The sequence below is a fragment of the Micromonospora sp. 4G55 genome, from assembly GCF_016803375.1.
In genome coordinates this window covers 1-16,970 of the sequence record NZ_JAEVHN010000070.1, presented here as the reverse complement: position 1 = coordinate 16,970, position 16,970 = coordinate 1, and the positions used below count along the sequence as shown (strand labels likewise).

Annotated in this window: 22 protein-coding genes and 1 pseudogene; 14 read left to right on the top strand and 9 right to left on the bottom strand. The window is 71.8% G+C overall.

Features of this window, described 5'->3' with window-relative positions; translation table 11 throughout:
* Nucleotides 1-322: 322 nt before the first annotated feature.
* Nucleotides 323-712: a hypothetical protein gene (locus JNW89_RS09165; RefSeq protein WP_238448540.1), complete on the bottom strand. Its 390-nt coding sequence runs from the start codon at nucleotides 710-712 to the stop codon at nucleotides 323-325.
* 61 nt (nucleotides 713-773) lie between these two features.
* On the opposite strand from JNW89_RS09165, the gene JNW89_RS09160 reads away from it, so the two are divergent.
* The 5 genes from JNW89_RS09160 to JNW89_RS09140 all read left to right on the top strand — a co-directional run bounded on the left by JNW89_RS09160 (nucleotide 774) and on the right by JNW89_RS09140 (nucleotide 4,525).
* Nucleotides 774-1,661, top strand: coding sequence for a hypothetical protein (locus tag JNW89_RS09160; RefSeq protein WP_238448539.1), 888 nt, complete (start codon nucleotides 774-776; stop codon nucleotides 1,659-1,661).
* Nucleotides 1,662-1,759: 98 nt separating this feature from the next.
* On the top strand, nucleotides 1,760-2,314 hold the full coding sequence (locus JNW89_RS09155; RefSeq protein WP_238448538.1) for an RNA polymerase sigma factor: 555 nt from the start codon (nucleotides 1,760-1,762) through the stop codon (nucleotides 2,312-2,314).
* Nucleotides 2,314-3,330: a CU044_5270 family protein gene (locus tag JNW89_RS09150; protein ID WP_238448537.1), complete on the top strand. Its 1,017-nt coding sequence runs from the start codon at nucleotides 2,314-2,316 to the stop codon at nucleotides 3,328-3,330. The genes JNW89_RS09155 and JNW89_RS09150 overlap by 1 nt, the downstream gene beginning before the upstream one ends.
* Before the next feature lie 178 nt (nucleotides 3,331-3,508).
* Nucleotides 3,509-4,063 carry an FUSC family protein gene (locus JNW89_RS09145; protein WP_238448542.1) on the top strand — a complete coding sequence of 185 codons (555 nt, stop codon included), beginning with the start codon at nucleotides 3,509-3,511 and terminating at the stop codon, nucleotides 4,061-4,063.
* Between the two features lie 24 nt (nucleotides 4,064-4,087).
* Nucleotides 4,088-4,525, top strand: a complete 438-nt coding sequence (locus JNW89_RS09140) for a hypothetical protein (protein WP_238448536.1) — start codon at nucleotides 4,088-4,090, stop codon at nucleotides 4,523-4,525.
* A 44-nt stretch (nucleotides 4,526-4,569) separates the two neighbouring features.
* On the opposite strand, the gene JNW89_RS09135 is transcribed toward JNW89_RS09140, so the two are convergent.
* Nucleotides 4,570-5,445, bottom strand: coding sequence for a nucleotidyltransferase domain-containing protein (locus JNW89_RS09135; protein WP_238448535.1), 876 nt, complete (start codon nucleotides 5,443-5,445; stop codon nucleotides 4,570-4,572).
* Between JNW89_RS09135 and JNW89_RS09130 the strand changes: the two genes are divergently transcribed.
* Both JNW89_RS09130 and JNW89_RS09125 read left to right on the top strand, forming a co-directional pair.
* Nucleotides 5,372-5,821 carry a VOC family protein gene (locus JNW89_RS09130; protein ID WP_306344827.1) on the top strand — a complete coding sequence of 150 codons (450 nt, stop codon included), beginning with the start codon at nucleotides 5,372-5,374 and terminating at the stop codon, nucleotides 5,819-5,821. The two genes, JNW89_RS09135 and JNW89_RS09130, sit on opposite strands and share 74 nt — an antisense overlap.
* 20 nt (nucleotides 5,822-5,841) lie before the next feature.
* Nucleotides 5,842-6,222: a glyoxalase/bleomycin resistance/extradiol dioxygenase family protein gene (locus JNW89_RS09125; protein ID WP_238448541.1), complete on the top strand. Its 381-nt coding sequence runs from the start codon at nucleotides 5,842-5,844 to the stop codon at nucleotides 6,220-6,222.
* Nucleotides 6,223-6,313: 91 nt separating this feature from the next.
* Here the strand turns inward: JNW89_RS09125 and JNW89_RS09120 are convergent, their stop codons facing one another.
* Together JNW89_RS09120 and JNW89_RS09115 are read right to left on the bottom strand one after the other, a co-directional pair.
* Complete coding sequence (locus JNW89_RS09120; protein ID WP_238448533.1) at nucleotides 6,314-6,700, bottom strand: VOC family protein; 387 nt, start codon at nucleotides 6,698-6,700, stop codon at nucleotides 6,314-6,316.
* Entirely contained in the window at nucleotides 6,697-7,059 is a 363-nt protein-coding gene (locus tag JNW89_RS09115) for a DUF1801 domain-containing protein (protein ID WP_238448532.1), read from the bottom strand. Before JNW89_RS09115 ends, JNW89_RS09120 begins: the two co-directional genes overlap by 4 nt.
* Before the next feature lie 118 nt (nucleotides 7,060-7,177).
* Here JNW89_RS09115 and JNW89_RS09110 point away from each other — a divergent pair, with 118 nt between their 5' ends.
* Complete coding sequence (locus JNW89_RS09110; protein ID WP_238448531.1) at nucleotides 7,178-8,065, top strand: LysR family transcriptional regulator; 888 nt, start codon at nucleotides 7,178-7,180, stop codon at nucleotides 8,063-8,065.
* Between the two features lie 8 nt (nucleotides 8,066-8,073).
* On the top strand, nucleotides 8,074-8,649 hold the full coding sequence (locus tag JNW89_RS09105; protein WP_238448530.1) for an NUDIX hydrolase: 576 nt from the start codon (nucleotides 8,074-8,076) through the stop codon (nucleotides 8,647-8,649).
* 9 nt (nucleotides 8,650-8,658) lie between these two features.
* Here the strand turns inward: JNW89_RS09105 and JNW89_RS09100 are convergent, their stop codons facing one another.
* From JNW89_RS09100 to JNW89_RS09090, 3 genes are all read right to left on the bottom strand, one after another.
* Entirely contained in the window at nucleotides 8,659-9,330 is a 672-nt protein-coding gene (locus JNW89_RS09100) for a hypothetical protein (RefSeq protein WP_238448529.1), read from the bottom strand.
* A gap of 20 nt (nucleotides 9,331-9,350) precedes the next feature.
* Nucleotides 9,351-9,761 (bottom strand): hypothetical protein, encoded by a 411-nt coding sequence (locus JNW89_RS09095; RefSeq protein WP_238448528.1) that lies wholly within the window; start codon nucleotides 9,759-9,761, stop codon nucleotides 9,351-9,353.
* 102 nt (nucleotides 9,762-9,863) lie between these two features.
* Nucleotides 9,864-10,184, bottom strand: coding sequence for a PadR family transcriptional regulator (locus JNW89_RS09090; RefSeq protein WP_154941991.1), 321 nt, complete (start codon nucleotides 10,182-10,184; stop codon nucleotides 9,864-9,866).
* A 93-nt stretch (nucleotides 10,185-10,277) separates the two neighbouring features.
* Here JNW89_RS09090 and JNW89_RS09085 point away from each other — a divergent pair, with 93 nt between their 5' ends.
* Nucleotides 10,278-11,159, top strand: coding sequence for an LLM class flavin-dependent oxidoreductase (locus JNW89_RS09085; protein WP_238448527.1), 882 nt, complete (start codon nucleotides 10,278-10,280; stop codon nucleotides 11,157-11,159).
* Between the two features lie 10 nt (nucleotides 11,160-11,169).
* Here the strand turns inward: JNW89_RS09085 and JNW89_RS09080 are convergent, their stop codons facing one another.
* Complete coding sequence (locus JNW89_RS09080; protein WP_238448526.1) at nucleotides 11,170-11,601, bottom strand: ASCH domain-containing protein; 432 nt, start codon at nucleotides 11,599-11,601, stop codon at nucleotides 11,170-11,172.
* A gap of 86 nt (nucleotides 11,602-11,687) precedes the next feature.
* Here JNW89_RS09080 and JNW89_RS09075 point away from each other — a divergent pair, with 86 nt between their 5' ends.
* On the top strand, nucleotides 11,688-12,233 hold the full coding sequence (locus JNW89_RS09075) for an alpha/beta hydrolase (protein WP_238448525.1): 546 nt from the start codon (nucleotides 11,688-11,690) through the stop codon (nucleotides 12,231-12,233).
* A gap of 81 nt (nucleotides 12,234-12,314) precedes the next feature.
* Here JNW89_RS09075 and JNW89_RS09070 read toward each other — a convergent pair.
* A pseudogene (locus JNW89_RS09070) lies at nucleotides 12,315-12,865 on the bottom strand (phosphoribosyltransferase).
* 186 nt (nucleotides 12,866-13,051) lie between these two features.
* Here JNW89_RS09070 and JNW89_RS09065 point away from each other — a divergent pair.
* The 3 genes from JNW89_RS09065 to JNW89_RS09055 all read left to right on the top strand — a co-directional run bounded on the left by JNW89_RS09065 (nucleotide 13,052) and on the right by JNW89_RS09055 (nucleotide 16,919).
* Complete coding sequence (locus JNW89_RS09065; protein ID WP_238448524.1) at nucleotides 13,052-13,684, top strand: septal ring lytic transglycosylase RlpA family protein; 633 nt, start codon at nucleotides 13,052-13,054, stop codon at nucleotides 13,682-13,684.
* Between the two features lie 88 nt (nucleotides 13,685-13,772).
* On the top strand, nucleotides 13,773-14,900 hold the full coding sequence (locus tag JNW89_RS09060) for a PP2C family protein-serine/threonine phosphatase (protein ID WP_238448523.1): 1,128 nt from the start codon (nucleotides 13,773-13,775) through the stop codon (nucleotides 14,898-14,900).
* Between the two features lie 162 nt (nucleotides 14,901-15,062).
* Complete coding sequence (locus tag JNW89_RS09055) at nucleotides 15,063-16,919, top strand: acyl-CoA dehydrogenase (protein WP_238448522.1); 1,857 nt, start codon at nucleotides 15,063-15,065, stop codon at nucleotides 16,917-16,919.
* Nucleotides 16,920-16,970 lie beyond the last annotated feature (51 nt).

The window sequence follows — 16,970 nt, the reverse complement described above, 5'->3', positions numbered from 1 at the left end:
CGTGATGCTGGACGGTCTACGACTGCCGACGAGGAGATCCGCTGAGCGGCGGACGGTGCTGGACGACTGTCTGCGCACCCCCGATGGTTCGCTCAACTCCGCCGGAGCGATTCCACCGACTGGCCGGGACGGCAGTTACCTGCCGGCTCTGGTCGATGGTTCGTTGCTGGCTCGATCGGTAACGAGCCGCCTCCCGTTCCTGGCGGCCCGAGCAGGGCGACGACTGCTGCCACGATCGTCTCGATGGCCGGAGCTCCATGCTCTGAGGTGTCGATTTCAACGACGGCGTCGACGCCCTGCGGCGGTTCGAAGATCGACCGCTTCATCTCACCCCGCTGGAACAGGGATAGGAGCTGCTGGTCGATGGCCCCGCCTTCGGCCGCCCGAGCGCCAGTCGCCGGCCGATGACCGCCTCCTGGGCGACGACGTGAACAGCCAGCACTCGGGTGTCACACGCGAGCAGCACGTCCAGCAGCTCGCGGGACAACACCGAGGACTCCACGACGAAGCTCACCCCTGAGGCCGCGAGCAGCCGGACTGCGTCGACCATCACGGCCTCGGCCCGGCGGCTGACGGGACCACCGGCAACGTGGAAGTTCCGGTCGAGCTGGACCTGCCCGTCCTCGGCGACGGAGGCGGAGGACAGCCCAAGACCTGTCTTGATCTCATCGCGGGTCAGGAACGGGATACCGAAGCGGCACGGGCCACCCATGGCCAGTAGCGGCGGCCGGCTGGACGGTCTCCGACTCGCGGCTGCGGTGTACCTTCTGCCCGTGGTCACCCCCCAGGAGACGCTGCCGTCGCTGACCCATCCGGTGTTGTGCCGGCATCCGATCGACCTCCTCGGCCGCGCCCTGATGCGGGTCTCCAGTCGACGCCTCCCGCGAAGCTCGGCCAGCTGGCTGATCGGCCCGAGCGCGGGGCGCGACATCGTCGGGCACGACTGGGTGGAGCGAACGGCCACCGACCTCGGCGGCTCGCTGAGCACGGGCCCCGATCACGGCCTGCTGACCTCATTCGCCGCGCTCGGCGGCGAGGGTTTCGATCCCGCCGACGTGGACCCACGGATCGCCGACTTCTACGAGCGCGCCTCCCGGTGGCACCTGGATCTGTGGTCGGAGTGGTCCGCCGTTGCTTGGCCATTCGGCCGGATCATCACGGCCCTGCTCAGCGAACGGTTGCAGCAGGCCTGCCTGCCGATGCGGCCGCTCGACGCGTCGTACGGCATGACCAGCAAGGTGGTTCACATCCACGACGCGCACGGCGAGGTCGTCGGCTCGGCCTGGCTCCGCAACATGCGCAAGACAGGCCGCGTGACCTACAGCGGCTTTTACGGCGTCAGCACCCTTCCCGGCAACGGGCAGCCCAGTGTCCGTGTCGTGTTTCCCCTGCCGCTGGGCTCGTTGCAGGTCTTCCTCAAGCCCTCCGCCGGTCCGGACGGCAGCTTCCATCTGCACTCCCCGGCCGGAAGGTTCGGCGCCAACGGCGCATATCTCGTGCTGGAGCGGCATGACGAAACGCTCAGTGCACGCCGTATCCCGCTGAACGAACACTTCCATCTGTATGTCGACGAGGACGGTGACGTGCGGGCCGATCACAGCCTCAAGCTCTGGAACATCCCCGCAGTTCGGCTGCACTACCGGATGCGGCGCCAGCCCTAGAGAAGCCCAACCCGCGAATGTGGGTCGTCGGCGGTAATCATCGGACCGGTGGTGACACAAGCCAGGGTGAGAGTTCGTCAACCAGGCGGGAGTCTTGGATGGGTCCACCGGGAAAACGCGATGAGGACTGGTTCACCAGGGTCTACGCCGCCGACTACGGACAGGTCGTCAAGTACGGCCAGCGTCGGCTCGCCGATCTGAACGCGGCGGCTGAACTCGCTCAGGAGGTGTTCGTCATCGCCTGGCGGCGCCGCCGCGAGGTTCCGGACCGCAGCCTGCCCTGGCTGTACGGGGTGGCTCGGCGCCTGCTTGCGAACGAATGGCGAGCCCGGAGAGCCGCGCCGGACGTACTACCGATTACCGACGCCGGCCTTCTGCAGAGGCCGGGATCGTCCGGCGCCGACGCGACCGTTGGCGTAGCCGATCTCCAGGCCGCTCTGGCCACCCTCGCCGACCTCGATCAGGAAATCCTCCGGTTGGTCGGCTGGGAGGAGTTGACGGTCTCCGAGGCCGCTCAGGTCCTCGGCTGTACCCGCACCACCGCCGCAGTGCGCTTGCACCGCGCCCGTAGACGCCTCAACGACGCGATGTCGTACCGATCTGGATCACCGGCGCAGCAGCCGCTGCTGGCTGGTCCTCGAAAGGCTCTGTGATGTTCGGAGAAGAGCGAACGCGCACCCTCCTCAAGCCGATTGACCCCGCCCGGCACAGCACCATCGCACCGCCCCGGCTGTCGGCACCCGACCTGATCAGACGCGCAGAGGCAATCGCCGAGCCGGTCGCCCACCGCCGTCCGGCACGCCCGACCCGCAGACTGGTTCTGACGGCCGGGACGCTGGCCGTCGCGATCGGGGCCGCTGCAGTCGCCCAAACGTTCGGTTCGTCCGGCCCGGACACCTCGGAGACCGCCGGTCCGCCCGCGGCGGATCCGGGGGTGGTGCTCATGCCGGTGGCGTACGGCTCTGGCACCCGTGATGCCGGGAGCCAGCTGCGCGCGTTGGCGAGCAGGCTCGTCGACGCGGAGTACGACAACCGCACCGGCCGGTACATGTACCACCACACGAAGACGTGGGGCGACCCGGTGATGACGTCTGCTGACGGTCGCCACCAGGTCGCCTTCGCGGACGAGACCAAGGTCTGGCAGGCGGCCGACGGGACCGGTGAGCAGGTCACGATCCAGCTTGAGCCGCAGTATCCGGACCAGGAGTCCCGGGACTACTGGCAGCGCAACCTCAAGCCCAAGGCTGGGGCACCCGCCGCTGCCGGGCCCGCCCGCGTGCCGCTGCCGCCGTTGGATCTCGCGCCGCTGCCGTCGGAACGGACCGAATTGACGGAGCTGCTCAAGGTCAGGTTCGGGGCCGGCGCGGCCAGCAAGGAAGTCAGCACGGTGTACGGGCGGTACGTCGTCCCGCGTCGGACCCGCGCCGAGATCTTGCGGGTCCTCGCCGACGTACGTGGGTTCCGGTGGCGCGGTCAGGTGACCGATCGGGCCGGCCGTAAGGGCGTGGCCATCACCTTCGACGACCGCGAGCACAACCAGCAGTCCCTCCTGATCTTCGATCTGCACACCGGCGAACTGCTCGCCCACGAGCTGCTGACCCTCTCGCCGGTACGGATCAGCGCGTACCAGGTAATCCTCGGCACTGCCTGGACCGATCGACTCAACTGAATCGCCGGGATTGCCGATCTTCGCCATCCGACCTCCGCCGACGTACGACGATGTCGGAGAGCCGATGGGTTCTCGGAGGTGGGATGTGCGAGGCCCGGTTCGGGGTACGTCTCGGGAGACTGTCCGGCGAAGCGGCCGCGAGATGTACGACCGGCTTCGCACGTACCTGATCGTGGCGATGCAGGCGGGTCTGGCGGCCGGCCTGGCGTGGTTCGTCGCGGACACTGTCCTGGACAACGCGCAGCCCTTGTTCGCGCCCGCTGTGGCGATCGGCGTGATAGCGGGAGCCATCGGCCACCGGCTCCGGCGGTCGGGTGAACTCATTGCCGGGGTGGTCGTAGGCGCCTTCGTCGGGCACTGGTTGATCCGGCTCACCGGAACAGGGCCGGCGCGAACCGGCCTGGTCGTGGCACTGGCCATCTCGGTGGCGGTCCTGTTCCGGGGCGGCGGCGCCACCATGGCGCAGGCAGGAAGCACGGCCGTGCTGCTGGGACTGGTGACGGGGGGACCGGATCTGGCGGTGCCGAGAACGGCGAGCGCTCTGGTCGGTGGCGTTGCCGCCCTCGCCGTGGCGCTGCTGATCCTGCCGCTCAACCCGCTGCGCGTGGTGCGCCGGGCGGCCGGTCCGACGGCGAATCTCTTCGCCGATCAGCTCACCGCCGCGGCGCAGGCGCTGACCAGCCGTGATCTCACGCGGGCCGATGAAGCCTTCCGCGCCTTCGCCGCCGGCTAGGCGCAGCGACAGCAGACTGCGGAGATGCTTGCCGCAGCGGGAGAGGTCGCCGCGCTCTCCCCCTGGCGCAGGCGACGGTTGGGCATGACCCGTCGGTATCAGTGCGCTGCCGAGCACCTCGACAACGCCTACACCAGCGGCCGCGAGATGATGCGGTGGAGCGTGGCGACCATCCGCGAGGACGAGCCGGTGCCGGCGAACGTTCCAGCCGCGCTCGAGCACTTCGGCGAGGCGCTCAGGCTGCTGCATCGTGACTTCCTCGTCGGACGGGAGCCGGAGCCGACGCGCGCCCGAGCACTGCAGGCGATCGGGGAAGCCGACGAGGCGTGCGCCCAGGGCCTGGAGTTCTCCGGGAACGCCGTCGTCGCACAGTTGCGCGCCGCCGTCAGCGAGCTGCTGCAGGCGTCTGGACTGTCGGAGGCCGAGGCCAACGAGCAGGCGGGCCTGACAAGGCACGGTTGAGAAGGGACGCCTCGGGGCGGCGCTCCCCGCACCGTCGAGGTGGCTCAGTGTCCGAAGCGACGCCAGGCGTCGTCGGCCACCGCGTTGACGCTGTCGCCGGCGGCAGTGAGGTCTGCGGCGGTGAACCGTTCCGCTTCGCCGGCGCGCCAGCGGACCGCTCGGTGCGCGAGATCGGCGTACTCGGGGAACAACTGCGCGAGGTACTCGCCTGCCGCGGCCTTCGAGATGATGTCACCGTGGGCCAGCGTGTAGTGCAATCGCGCGGGTCCGAGCACGAACCAGGGGACGATCTTGCCGTCCATCACGGCGTCGGGGGCCACGCCGGCAAGCTCTGACGGGAAGGTCGCCACCGCCGGCTGCCAGTACTCCCGCAGGTTGTCGAGGTTGTAGCGGCGCAACTGCTCCGGATCGACTCGTACCCCCAGCTCTGCGACGGCCGGGCCGCGGATCGGGATGCCGTACCGCTGCAAGGTCAGCCACAGCACCGGCGTGAGCTCGCCGCAGGGCTTGCCGGTCGTGAACTCGCCGTTGACCAGGAAGGGCACGGGCCGCCGGTCGGTCGGCCAGGACCGCGCCAGCGTGGGCTCGAGGTAGACCCCGTCGAAATGGGGTGACCGAGGCATGTCGGCGTGGATCTTCGCGAGCTGGGCGAGGTCCTCGGCGGTCGCCGGACGCGATGTCATGATCACTGTGTCGACGTCACTCGCGCCGGGCTGCCAGGCGCCGAGCGCGGCGGACCCGACGACGTAGAGGTGTCGCACGTAGCCGGGAAGTGCCTGATCGACCGCCCGGAGATACCTGCGCGTCCGCTCCTCGATCACGCGAGTGACCGTAGCAACCGGCAGAATGGCGGCGGAGGTGATCGATATGGTCGACCGGGAAAGCGTGCCCAGGCTGTGCTCGGTGGTGCTCGACTGCACTGCCGCCAGGTCCCTCGCGGAGTTCTACCGATCTCTGTTGGGCCTCGTCTACCGGCCTGGTGACGAGCCGCCGGAAGCGGGGCAGGCGGATGAGCGTGGTCGCGACTGGCTCGTGCTGAGGGCCCCCGACGGCGGTACCCAGCTGGCCTTCCAGCAGGTCGACCAGCTGCCGGAGACGACCTGGCCGGAGAACCGGGTGCCGCAGCAGCTGCACCTGGACCTGACCGTGGCGTCGGTCGAGGAGTTGCAGGTGCAGCACGAGCGCGTCATGCGCCTCGGTGGCCGGCTGCTGTACGACCGCAGCGACGACCCCGACGAGCCGCTCCGCGTCTACGCCGATCTGGCCGGTCACCCGTTCTGCATCTTCGTCGGCTAGTCACCGGAGGGCTGGTGTCGATGTTCCGCACCCCGCAGGTCGTTCTCTTCAGCGCCGACGTCCCGCGCGCCGTGGCGTTCTACACGCGGCTGGGCTTCACCGAGACCTTCCGGGTGCCGACCGACGGTGAGCCGATCCACGTCGACCTGACCCTCGACGGCTACCGGATCGGTATCGCATCGGTCAGCTCCACCCGGGACGACCATGGCCTCGATCCGCTGCCCGACGGGCAGCGGGCCGCCGTGATCCTCTGGACCGACGACACCGCCGCCGCCTGGGCCCGGCTCACCGTCGAAGGCGCTCCCACCCTCGCCGCGCCGCACCCCTGGCTCGACCGCCTCCTGATCGCCTGGACCGCCGACCCGGACGGCAACCCGATCCAGATCGTCCAGCACCTCTAGGTGAGGCACCGGCCTAGCCGACGTGCGGGGGACCGGCGCGCTCGGGCGGCCCGACCGCGCCCGTCACCACCCCGTCGGCCACCGGTGTTGATCAGTCGTGCGGGTACCAGCGCAGCTCGACGACGTTGCCGTCCGGGTCGCGGACGTACAGCGAGGTGGCCGAGCCCCGGGCGCCGAACCGGCCCACCGGCCCCTCGACCACGTCGAAGACGCCGGCGGCGATCACCTCGTGCCAGTCGAGCGGCGCGACCACCAGGCAGAAGTGGTCGACGTTCGCCGAGCCCCGCCGACCGTGGACCAGGTCGATGATCGTTCCGGCGTCGACGCGCACCGAGGGGAAGGGCACCTTGCCGGCCCGCCACTCGTCGACGCGTACCGGGGCCAGGCCGAGCGGTCCGCAGTAGAACTCCAGCGCGCGCTCGACGTCGGCGACGGTGAGCACCAGATGGTCGAAGCCGGTCACCCGTACGGTGCTCACGCCGCCTCCCGGGCGGACGCCTGGCGCAGCCAGTCGCCGAACAGGGCCGGGTCGACCTCGTCGGCGGCCCGCAGCTTCACCGACGCCATCGACCGGGCGCCCGGCAGCAGCCGGCCGGACGGGTCGTCGACCTGCTGGCCGTGCCAGAGCCCGAAGGTCAGGTACGACGGGTACGCCTTGACCAGGCAGACCGGGTCCCGTCCCGGCCGGTCCCCGCGACCCCAGACCGGGTGGCCGTGCCAGACGGCGCCGGTGGCGCCAGGCAGCGCCGCCTCGATGACCGGCCGCAGCTTCGCGGCGACCTCCCGCAGTGGCTCGTCGAGCCCGGCGAGGTATTCGGTGACGGTGGTCGTACTCATTGCGCACTCCTCGGCGTAGCGACTTCTCTGCCGGCTCCAGCCTGGTCGGAGCGGGGAACGCGACCAAGCCGCGATCGGACTACGATCGTTGAACCGGATTCAACGATGGGAGTCCGGGTTGCTGGAGCGGCACGAGGTCGAGACCTTCCTGACCCTCGCCGAGGAGCTGCACTTCGGGCGGACCGCCGAGCGGTTGCGGGTCACCACCGGGCGGATCAGCCATGTGGTGAAGAAGCTGGAACGGCGGATCGGCGCGCCGCTCTTCGAGCGCACCAGCCGGGTCGTCCGCCTCACCCCGATCGGCCACCGGCTCGCCGACGATCTGCGACCGTTGGTCGCCGGGATGGAGGACGCGGTACGGCGGGCCGTCGAGGCCGGACGGGGCGTCACCGGCGAGCTGCGGGTCGCCTTCCTCGGCGAGTGGACCGCGCCGGTGCTCCTCCGCGCGGTCAACCTGTTCCGCGAGCGGCACCCCGACTGCGAGGTGCACGTCCACGAGGCGCAGCTGGCGAACTCCCGGTCCGGCCTGGTGGACGGCTCGATCGACGTACTCATCGCCGCGTACCCGTTCGACGGCATGGCCAACGGCCCGGCGCTGCTGTCGGAGGGTCGGGTGCTGGCGGTGGCGGCCGGGCATCCGCTGGCCGGCGCGGAGTCGGTGTCCCTGGAGGTCCTCGCCGACCACCCGGTGGTGCAGTACCCGGCGGTGACCTCGGCGGAGTTCAAACGCGACCGCACCCCGGGCCGCACGCCGTCCGGGCGTCCGGTGCCGAGGGGACCGGTCGGCAACACCTTCTCCGAGATGCTCTCGCTGGTCGCGATGGGCCGGGGCGTGCTGCCGGTCGGCGAGCACACCCGCCGGTACTACCCGCGCCCGGACGTGGCCTACGTGCCGATCCACGACGCACCGCCCATCCGGCGGGGTCCGGTCTGGCTGGAGACGAACACCACCGAGCGGGTACGTGAGTTCGTCCGCGCCGCGGCGGACAGCGCGCGCCGAGGGTGACTGGCAGGATGCCCGGCATGCGGGTGCTGGACGAGATCCGGGCGCTGGTCGAGTCGATCTCGCCGCTCGACGAGCTGGAGGCGGCGCACCGGGCGCAGTGCCTCGACTGGCTGGCGGCGACCGACGACGTCTTCCGGCGGGCGAAGCCCCGTACTCCGTCGCCGCACCTCGTCGCGTACTTCCTGCTGCGCGACGCCACCGACGGCGGCGTCCTGCTGGTCGACCACCGCAACGCCGGCCGGTGGCTGCCCACCGGCGGCCACGTGGAGCCCGGCGAACATCCGGCGCAGACCGTACGCCGGGAGGTGGTCGAGGAACTGGGCGTGCCGGCGGTCTTCCCGCCAGAGCCCGGTGAGCGCCCGCTCTTCCTCACCGTCACGCCGACGGTCGGCCCGCCCGAGGACCGGCACGTCGACGTGAGCCTCTGGTACGTGCTGGCGGGCCGTCGGGATCAGCCGCTCATGCCCGACCCGGGGGAGTTCCGTGCCGTCCGGTGGTGGACACCCGCCGAGGTGGCCGCGGCGGACCCGGCCACCCTCGACCCGCACCTGCCCCGGATGTTGACCAAGCTGGCGGCCGGCTGACCGGAGGGCTCAGCCGCTGGCGAGCGTCGACAACCGGTCGGCGTCGCGCCGGGGCAGGGTGGCCAGGGCGATCCCGAGCAGCGCGCTCACCGATCCGACCAGGAAGAACAGTGAGAAGGTCGGCTGGCCCAGCCACTCCCAGAGCGGATGCCACTGCGGGTGCGGCTCGGCCCGGTGGTGGCTCACCAGCGCCGGCACGGACACCAGGACCGGCACCCACCAGAGGAAGAGCGTCACCCCGAAGAGGACCTTCACCACCGCCCGGGCCGGGTGGGGCGTCTCGGTGCGCCGGCTCGCCCAGCCGAGGACCAGCCAGCCGGCCAGCGCGCCGAGCAGCCCGCCGCCGATCGCGGCCGGGAGGACCAGCGGCGGCGTGGTGCGGCGCAGGCCGATCGACAGGTACGGGGACTCGGGCTCCGGCCGCGAGTTGACCGTGACGGTGAGGAGGGTGTCCCCCCGGCTGGCGTCGAGGGTGGTCCAGGTGACCGGCACGAAGGAGCCGCAGAGCTTGTCGGCGCAGTTCTCGAAGGTCTCCGCCGCCGACTGGTCGAGGTGCCAGCCGGCTTCCCGGAGCCGACGCTGGGCGACCGCGACCATCTGCTCGGGCGGGGCGGGCGGCGGGCCGGCAGCCCAGGCGTCGGTGGCGGTCTGCTGGTACTCCCCGCCGTCGCCGAGGAGCACGTTGTCCAGGGCTTGCAGGGTCAGCGGCTGGGTGTAGTACCCGAAGAACGTCGACGGGGTGGTGATCTCGTCCGGTTCGCGGTCGGCAGCACGGTCCGGAAGACCGCAGCGGTCTCGGCGCGGCCCGACAGCGGTCGGGCGGTCTCCCAGGCGACCCGGGCGGACAGTGCCGCGCTGAAGAGACCGCAGACGACCGCGGCCAGCACCGCCCAGGCGACGACCGTCCTGCTGGCCGGTCGGCCGAGCCGGCAGCGCATCCCGTTGCCGATCAGGTCGACGGCCTCCCGCAGCCGTGGCCTGGTCCGTCCGGGCGGTGCGGTGTCGAGCAGCAGGGCGACCAGCTCCTCGCCGCGCTCCCGCCGGTAGGCGCGCGGATAGCAGCACAGCAGGCGGCGGTAGCGGCGCGCGAGCGGGTCGCCGGTCGATGCCATGGCCTTCCCTCCGGGGGCTCGGTCTCGCCTCGGTGGTGCGGGGTGCGGTCCCGCCGACCGGCGGGACAGGGATGGTGCCGCGTGGTTCGGGTGGGTGGCGGTTCAGGCGGTGCCGGGGCGGAACGCGCGCAGCCGGGCCTCGGCTGCGGTGGCGAGCTGGCGCAGCCGGCTGGCCTCGGCCCCGAGGGCGGCGTGCCCCTCGGAGGTGAGACGGAAGTAGCGGCGCCGCCGACCGTCCACGGTCTCCTCCCGGTCGGGCTCCACCAGGCCCTCGGCGGTGAGCCGGTCCAGCGCGGTGTAGAGGGTGCCGGGGAGCAGGGTCACCCGCTGCTCGGACAGGACGGCGACGTCCTGGACGATGCCGTAGCCGTGCCGTGGACCGCCGGCGAGCGCGGTGAGGATCAGGAAGGTCGGTTCACGCATCGCCGCCATGCGCCGGATCATATACAGATGATCGATGTATGAACAGGCCCGTGTCGGGTGGCCCGGGCCGGGTCGGGCCGTACCCTGGCGATCATGCGGATTGGCATCGTGATCCTTCCCGACCAGCGCTGGTCGGAGTCGCAGCGCCGCTGGCGCCAGGCGGACGAGTGGGGCTTCGACCACGCCTGGACGTACGACCACCTGGGCTGGCGCGACCTGGTCGACGGCCCCTGGTTCGACTCCATGGCCACCCTGACCGCCGCCGCGACGGTGACCTCCCGGATCCGGCTCGGCACCCTGGTCGCCTCGCCGAACTTCCGGCACCCGGCGGCCTTCGCCCGGCAGGTCACCGCCCTCGACGACGTGTCCGCCGGCAGGGTGCTGCTCGGGCTCGGGGCGGGCGGCATCGGGTTCGACTCGGCCGTGCTGGGCGGCGAGACCCTGCCGCCCCGGCAGCGGGTGGACCGCTTCGGCGAGTTCACCGAGCTGCTCGACCTGGTGCTGCGGGAGGACGGCACCACCTGGCGGGGTGACTGGTTCGCCGCGGTGGACGCCCGCAACAACCCGGGCTGTGTGCAGCAGCCCCGGGTGCCGTTCGTGGTGGCCGCGAACGGTCCCCGGTCGATGCGGCTGGTGGCCCGCTTCGGGCAGGGCTGGGTCACCACCGGCACCGGCGGCGACGACCTGACGAGCTGGTGGGACGGGGTGGGGCAGCTCTGCGCCCGGCTGGACCAGACGCTGGACGCCGCCGGTCGGGACCCGGCCACCGTGGACCGCTACCTGTCGCTGGACTCGGCGCCGGCCTTCTCGCTGAGCAGCGCCGACTTCTTCGCCGAGCAGGTGGCCCGGGCGGCGGCGCTCGGCTTCACCGACGTCATCACGCACTGGCCCCGGGCCAGCAGCTGGTACGCCGGCGACGAGGCCGTCCTGGTGGACGTCGCCACCCGCCTCCTGCCCGAGCTGCGCACCGCCTGACCCGGCCCTCTCAGGTGCTGAGGTCTCCGGTGGCGACGCCGCCGTCACCCCCGGAGACCAGCCGGAAGCGCAGGCAGGCGATCTCGGTGTCGTCGGTGACCGGGGTGCCGACGCGCGCCCAGTAGGCGGCGTGCCCCGCCCGCCACTCCTCGATCGAGCGGTCGCCCTCGCCCTCGGCGCGGGCGAAGTCCCACGGGACGTCGGCGAAGCGGACCACCTCGACGCCGGTGACCTCGACGACCCCGGCGAGGGCGTCGGCGTCGTCCAGCAGGACGAGCCGTTCGCCGGCGTGCTCCAGCTTCTCGCCCTCCTCGGCGTACTCGGTGAGCAGGGTGGCGGTCGCCGTCTTCACCCCGGCCAGCACCAGGGTGTTGAGGTCGGTCCGCATCCGCCCCGGGGTGCCGAGGGCGAGCGTGCGCAGTCCACCGATCCGAGGCCACATCCTGCCGACGTTACCCAGCGCCGATTTCCCGTCGTGGGGAATCGGCGACGGCGGCTACGGTGAGGGCCGGCGGAAGGAGCTCGACCATGGCGGACCGGCGCGCGGTGCTCATCCCCGGCCGGGGCTACGACACCCGGTACCCGCTCTTCGCGTACACCGGTGAGGCGCTGCGGCGGACGGGCTTCGACGTCCACGAGATCACCTGGGCGGCGCCGGAGCGCTTCGCCCCCGACCGGGACGGCCCGGCCGCCGCCGCCGGGTGGGTCGTCGAGCAGGTCGAGCCGGCGCTGGGCGAGCGGACCGACCTGCTGGTCGGCAAGTCGCTCGGTTCGCTGGCCGCCCCGCTCGCCGCCGACCGGGGACTCGCCGCCGTCTGGCTGACCCCGCTGCTGCACCGGCCCGAGGTGGTCGACGCGCTGGCCCGGACCACCGCGCCGTTCCTGCTGGTCGGCGGCACCGCCGACCCTTCTTGGGACGGTGCCGTGGCGCGCCGGCTCACCCCGTACGTGCTGGAGGTCCCCGACGCCCACCACGGGATGCTGGTGCCGGGTCCGCTGGCCCGCTCGGCCGAGGTGCTGGGCCGGGTCTGCACCGCCGTGGAGGAGTTTGTTCAGATCAGCTGGCCGGCGTAGCCGGCGGCGGCGAGCACCCGCTCGTCGCCGGTCGCCACATGCGCCCCTGCGCCGATCGTCGGACCTCAAGCGCGCTTCAGGTCAAGCGGTCAGCTGGGCGGCGTCGAGCAGCCCGTGCAGGCGCAGTTCCCGGCTCACCTCGGGCGGCAGTCCCGCACCACGGCCGAGGCGCCGAGCCAGGTGGCGCCCCGGACGGCGCATATCTCCCGGATCGCCCGCAGCTGGGCCCCGGTGGCGACCCAGTCGTCCACCGCCAGCACCCGGTCGTCCGGGCCGAGTCGCCGGTCCACCACGGCCAGGTCCACCTGGCGGCCCCGGAAGTCGGGGTCGCTCCGGGACCAGGTCAGCGGCCCGGCCGGCAGCCGCCCGTCGCCCGGCTTGTGTGCCGGCGCGAAGCCCACCCCGAGGGCGGTGGCGGCGAGCGGGCCGAGCATCAGCCCGGTGACGGCCGGGGCCACCACCACGGTCGGCCGGGCGTCCCGGAACGGTGCGGCCAGGGCCGGCCCGAGCCCGGCCAGCACCCGCGGGTCGCGCCACCAGCCGGAGATGTCGCTGACCAGGTGGCTGCTGCCCGGCCCCGGATCGACCCAGCGGAACAGCTCGATCAGACGACGGCGCAGCTCATCGGCCATCCGTCCATCCTCACCCATCGCTGCCACGCCGCCCGGCGCTGGCCCGTCCGGCCCCCGCGACGTCGGATGATCGGCTACACGTATCCCTGCAATTCCGGCCATACCACCATGATCACGTTGACTTCGGAAGTGCTTCTCTCGTTACGGTCCGACCCGGTTTGTTCAGCTGACGAAAGGACCGGTCCGGTGGCTGGTAGGCACTCCCGTACCCGCATGTTCTCCTCGCCGGCCGGCATCGCCGCCACCGCCGCCGTGGGTGTCGTGCTCGCCGTCGGCGGCACCGTCGGCGCCGTGCAGCTGACCTCGGGCGAGGCGGCGGCCCCCGTCGTCGCCGACACCGTGCCGGCCGCGGTCAGCCCCAGCGCCACCAGCTCGCCGAGCGCCACCGCGTCCCTCACCGCCAGCCCGTCGCCGACCGTCACGGCCAGCCCGAAGGCCACCCGGTCCGCCCAGGCGGCCTCCCGGTCTAGGACCCGCACCGCCACGCCGAAGCCGAGCGCCACGACGAAGAAGGCCGCCCCGAAGAGCACCGTGGTGGACAGCGGCTCGTGCGGCGCGTCCTTCTACGACGAGGGCCAGATGACGGCCAACGGCGAGACCTTCAACCCGGACGCGCTGACCGCCGCGCACAAGACGCTGCCCTTCAACACCCGGGTCCGGGTCACCAACCCGGACAACGGCAAGTCGGTGACCGTCCGCATCAACGACCGTGGCCCGTTCATCGAGGGGCGCTGCCTCGACCTGTCCCGCGCCGCGTTCGAGACCATCGCTTCGGTGAGCCTGGGTGAGCTGACGGTGAAGTACGAGGTCCTCGGCTGACGGCGATCGGCTCGCCGTGACCGTCCGGCCGGTTGGAACACCCTCAATCGAGGGGTCAGGTTCGTTCACCGGTTCACGTCCATCAGGCATGCTGTCCCTCGTACGCACGCATGCCTTCCAGTCGGGCCGCGGCCCGCTGAGTCCCGGATCCCGCGCCGGCGTCGGCGCGGCCCTCGGCCTGCTCACGATCATCTCGGCGGTGGAGCTGGCCGACGGCCGGGAGGCGCACTACGTGGCGCTGATGATGGCCGCCCCCATCCTGGCCGCCGTGTTCGCGTCCTGGCGGGTGGTGCTCGGGATCGGCCTGGTCGCCGCGGTGCTCGGGGCCAGCTTCGCGCTGACCGAACCCACCCCGTCGCTGGTCACCGCCGTCGACCTCGCCGGGATCGCCTTCGCCAGCGGGATCGCGGCGTCGGTGGCGGCGCTGCGGCAGCGGCAGGGCGAGCAGATCGCCGAGTTGTCGAAGCTGGCGTCGGTCGCCCAGCAGGCGGTGCTGCGACCGCTCGGGCCCCAGGTGGGCACCCTCGCGGTGGCCGCCCGGTACATCTCCTCGACGGCCACCGCCGAGATCGGCGGCGACCTCTACGAGGCCATCGACACCCCGTACGGCGTCCGCATGATCATCGGGGACGTCCGCGGCAAGGGGCTGGACGCGGTCCGGCTGGCGAGCATCGTGCTGGGCTCGTACCGGCACGTCGCGTACGAGCGGGCCGACCTGCGCGCGGTGGTGGCCGACCTGGACCGGGCGGTGGCCCGCAACGTGGGCGACGAGGACTTCGTCACGGCGGCCGTGGTGGAGGAGCGGGGCGGCACGCTGACCATCGTCAACTGCGGCCACCCGTCACCGCTGCTGCTGCGCCGGGGCGCGGTGATCCCGCTGGAGCCGCCGGCGCCCGCCCCGCCGCTGGGGTTCATGCCGGTGGTGCGCCCCCGAGTGGAACGGCTGGAACCCGGCGACCGGCTGCTGCTCTTCACCGACGGACTCGGTGAGGCCCGGCGCGACGGTGAGTTCTTCCCGACCGCCGACCGGGCCTGGCGGCTGCTCGGGCACGGCACGGTCGGCGACGGCCTCGCCTCGCTGGAGACCGCCCTGGTGGAGTGGGTGCACGGGCGGCTGGACGACGACATCGCCCTGGTCCTGATGGAGTACACCGGCCCGCGCACCGGGGCGACCGTACCGGTGCCGAGCTGGGAGGTCGGCGCGGCGGAGGCGTGAGTCGCCCCGCCCCTGCGCCGTCCTGCCGTGCGCCGAACGAGAGCCGAACCGCAGGTGTGTAATCGCCGTCACTTCCCTGATCGGCTTGTCGGTAGCTACCGGTGAGTAATACAGTCGGGGTTACTGATCGGTAACACCTGTCCGGAAGCGGGGCCAGCGAGCATGACCCACTACAAGAGCAACCTTCGGGACCTCGAGTTCAACCTGTTCGAGGTCTTCGGGGCGGACCGGACGTTCGGCCAGGAGCCGTACTCGGACCTGGACGTCGACACCGCCCGCAGCTTCCTCTCCGAGGTCGACCGCCTGGCCCGCGAGGACCTCGCGGCCAGCTACACGGACAGCGACCGCAACCCGCCGGTCTTCGACCCGGCCACGCACACCGCGCCGCTGCCGGAGTCGTTCAAGAAGTCGTACCAGGCGTTCATGGACTCCGAGTTCTGGCGGCTGGACCTCCCCGACGCCCTCGGCGGCACCAACGCCCCGCGGGCGCTCTGGTGGTCCCTCGCCGAGCTGGTGCTCGGCGCGAACGCCCCGATCTGGATGTACGCCTCCGGCCCGTCCTTCGCGCACGTGCTGCACGTCGAGGGCACCGAGCAGCAGAAGAAGTGGGCGCGGCTCTTCATCGACAAGCAGTGGGGCTCCACCATGGTGCTCACCGAGCCGGACGCCGGCTCGGACGTGGGCGCCGGTCGGACCCGCGCGATCCAGCAGCCCGACGGCTCCTGGCACATCGAGGGCGTCAAGCGCTTCATCACCTCGGGTGAGCACGACCTGACCGACAACATCGTCCACTACGTCCTGGCCCGTCCGGTCGGCGTCGAGGGCGTCGGCGGTCCGGGCACCAAGGGCCTGTCGCTCTTCGTGGTGCCGAAGTTCCACTTCGACGAGACCACCGGCGAGCTGGGCGAGCGCAACGGCGTCTTCGCCACCAACGTCGAGCACAAGATGGGCCTGAAGGTCTCCAACACCTGCGAGGTGACCTTCGGCGAGCACGGCGTGCCGGCCAAGGGTTGGCTGCTGGGCGAGAAGCACGACGGCATCCGGCAGATGTTCATGATCATCGAGTACGCCCGGATGATGGTCGGCACCAAGGCGATCGCCACCCTCTCCACCGGCTACCTGAACGCCCTGGAGTACGCCAAGAACCGGGTGCAGGGCGCCGACCTGATCCAGCAGGCCGACAAGACCGCCCCGCGGGTGACCATCACCCACCACCCGGACGTGCGCCGCTCGCTGCTGCTGCAGAAGTCGTACGCCGAGGGCCTGCGCGCGCTGGTCTGCTACACCGCCAGCTGGCAGGACAAGGTCGCCATCGCCGAGGCGGCCGGCGACGAGAAGGCCACCAAGCTGGCCAAGCGGGTCAACGACCTGCTCCTTCCGCTGGTCAAGGGCGTCGGCTCGGAGCGCGCGTACGAGCTGCTGGGTCACGAGTCGCTGCAGACCTTCGGCGGCTCCGGCTTCCTCCAGGACTACCCGCTGGAGCAGTACGTCCGCGACGCCAAGATCGACACCCTGTACGAGGGCACCACCGCGATCCAGAGCCTCGACCTGATCTTCCGGAAGATCGTCCGGGACAACGGCAAGGCCCTGATGGCGGTCGCCGGCGAGATCCAGGAGTTCATCGCCACCGAGGGCGGTAACGGTCAGCTCAAGGAGGAGCGGCAGGCGCTGGGCAAGGCGCTCGCCGAGATCCAGACCATGCTCGGCGTGATGACCGGCTGGCTCGGCGAGGCGCAGGGCGGCGACACCCGCAGCCTCTACAAGGTCGGCCTGAGCAGCCGCCGCTTCCTGCTGGCCATCGGTGACCTGGTCGTCGGCTGGCTGCTGCAGAAGCAGGCGGACGTGGCCCTGCGCGCCCTGGCCGGCGAGGTCTCCGCCGCCGACAAGGCGTTCTACACCGGCAAGGTGGCCGCCGCCCGGTTCTTCGCCCGCGAGGTGCTGCCCCGCATCGGCGCCGACCGGCGGATCATCGAGGGCGCCGACCTGGAGATCATGGACCTCCCGGAGGAGGCGTTCTGATCCCCTCCGGGGCGATCAGCCCGGTTCGATTCTGACGGCGGCGGCCGGCGA

What these genes read in the sequence shown, in the direction of transcription:
- JNW89_RS09090 (WP_154941991.1), bottom strand. Translation starts at nt 10,184, where the DNA reads ATGCGTGAACCGACCTTCCTGATCCTCACCGCGCTCGCCGGCGGTCCA.
- JNW89_RS09155 (WP_238448538.1), top strand. Translation starts at nt 1,760, where the DNA reads ATGGGTCCACCGGGAAAACGCGATGAGGACTGGTTCACCAGGGTCTAC.
- JNW89_RS09060 (WP_238448523.1), top strand. Translation starts at nt 13,773, where the DNA reads ATGCTGTCCCTCGTACGCACGCATGCCTTCCAGTCGGGCCGCGGCCCG.
- JNW89_RS09115 (WP_238448532.1), bottom strand. Translation starts at nt 7,059, where the DNA reads ATGAGTACGACCACCGTCACCGAATACCTCGCCGGGCTCGACGAGCCA.
- JNW89_RS09130 (WP_306344827.1), top strand. Translation starts at nt 5,372, where the DNA reads ATGGCGGCGGAGGTGATCGATATGGTCGACCGGGAAAGCGTGCCCAGG.
- JNW89_RS09085 (WP_238448527.1), top strand. Translation starts at nt 10,278, where the DNA reads ATGCGGATTGGCATCGTGATCCTTCCCGACCAGCGCTGGTCGGAGTCG.
- JNW89_RS09075 (WP_238448525.1), top strand. Translation starts at nt 11,688, where the DNA reads ATGGCGGACCGGCGCGCGGTGCTCATCCCCGGCCGGGGCTACGACACC.
- JNW89_RS09165 (WP_238448540.1), bottom strand. Translation starts at nt 712, where the DNA reads ATGGGTGGCCCGTGCCGCTTCGGTATCCCGTTCCTGACCCGCGATGAG.
- JNW89_RS09140 (WP_238448536.1), top strand. Translation starts at nt 4,088, where the DNA reads ATGCTTGCCGCAGCGGGAGAGGTCGCCGCGCTCTCCCCCTGGCGCAGG.
- JNW89_RS09150 (WP_238448537.1), top strand. Translation starts at nt 2,314, where the DNA reads ATGTTCGGAGAAGAGCGAACGCGCACCCTCCTCAAGCCGATTGACCCC.
- JNW89_RS09080 (WP_238448526.1), bottom strand. Translation starts at nt 11,601, where the DNA reads ATGTGGCCTCGGATCGGTGGACTGCGCACGCTCGCCCTCGGCACCCCG.
- JNW89_RS09055 (WP_238448522.1), top strand. Translation starts at nt 15,063, where the DNA reads ATGACCCACTACAAGAGCAACCTTCGGGACCTCGAGTTCAACCTGTTC.
- JNW89_RS09105 (WP_238448530.1), top strand. Translation starts at nt 8,074, where the DNA reads ATGCCCGGCATGCGGGTGCTGGACGAGATCCGGGCGCTGGTCGAGTCG.
- JNW89_RS09145 (WP_238448542.1), top strand. Translation starts at nt 3,509, where the DNA reads ATGCAGGCGGGTCTGGCGGCCGGCCTGGCGTGGTTCGTCGCGGACACT.
- JNW89_RS09125 (WP_238448541.1), top strand. Translation starts at nt 5,842, where the DNA reads ATGTTCCGCACCCCGCAGGTCGTTCTCTTCAGCGCCGACGTCCCGCGC.
- JNW89_RS09095 (WP_238448528.1), bottom strand. Translation starts at nt 9,761, where the DNA reads ATGGCATCGACCGGCGACCCGCTCGCGCGCCGCTACCGCCGCCTGCTG.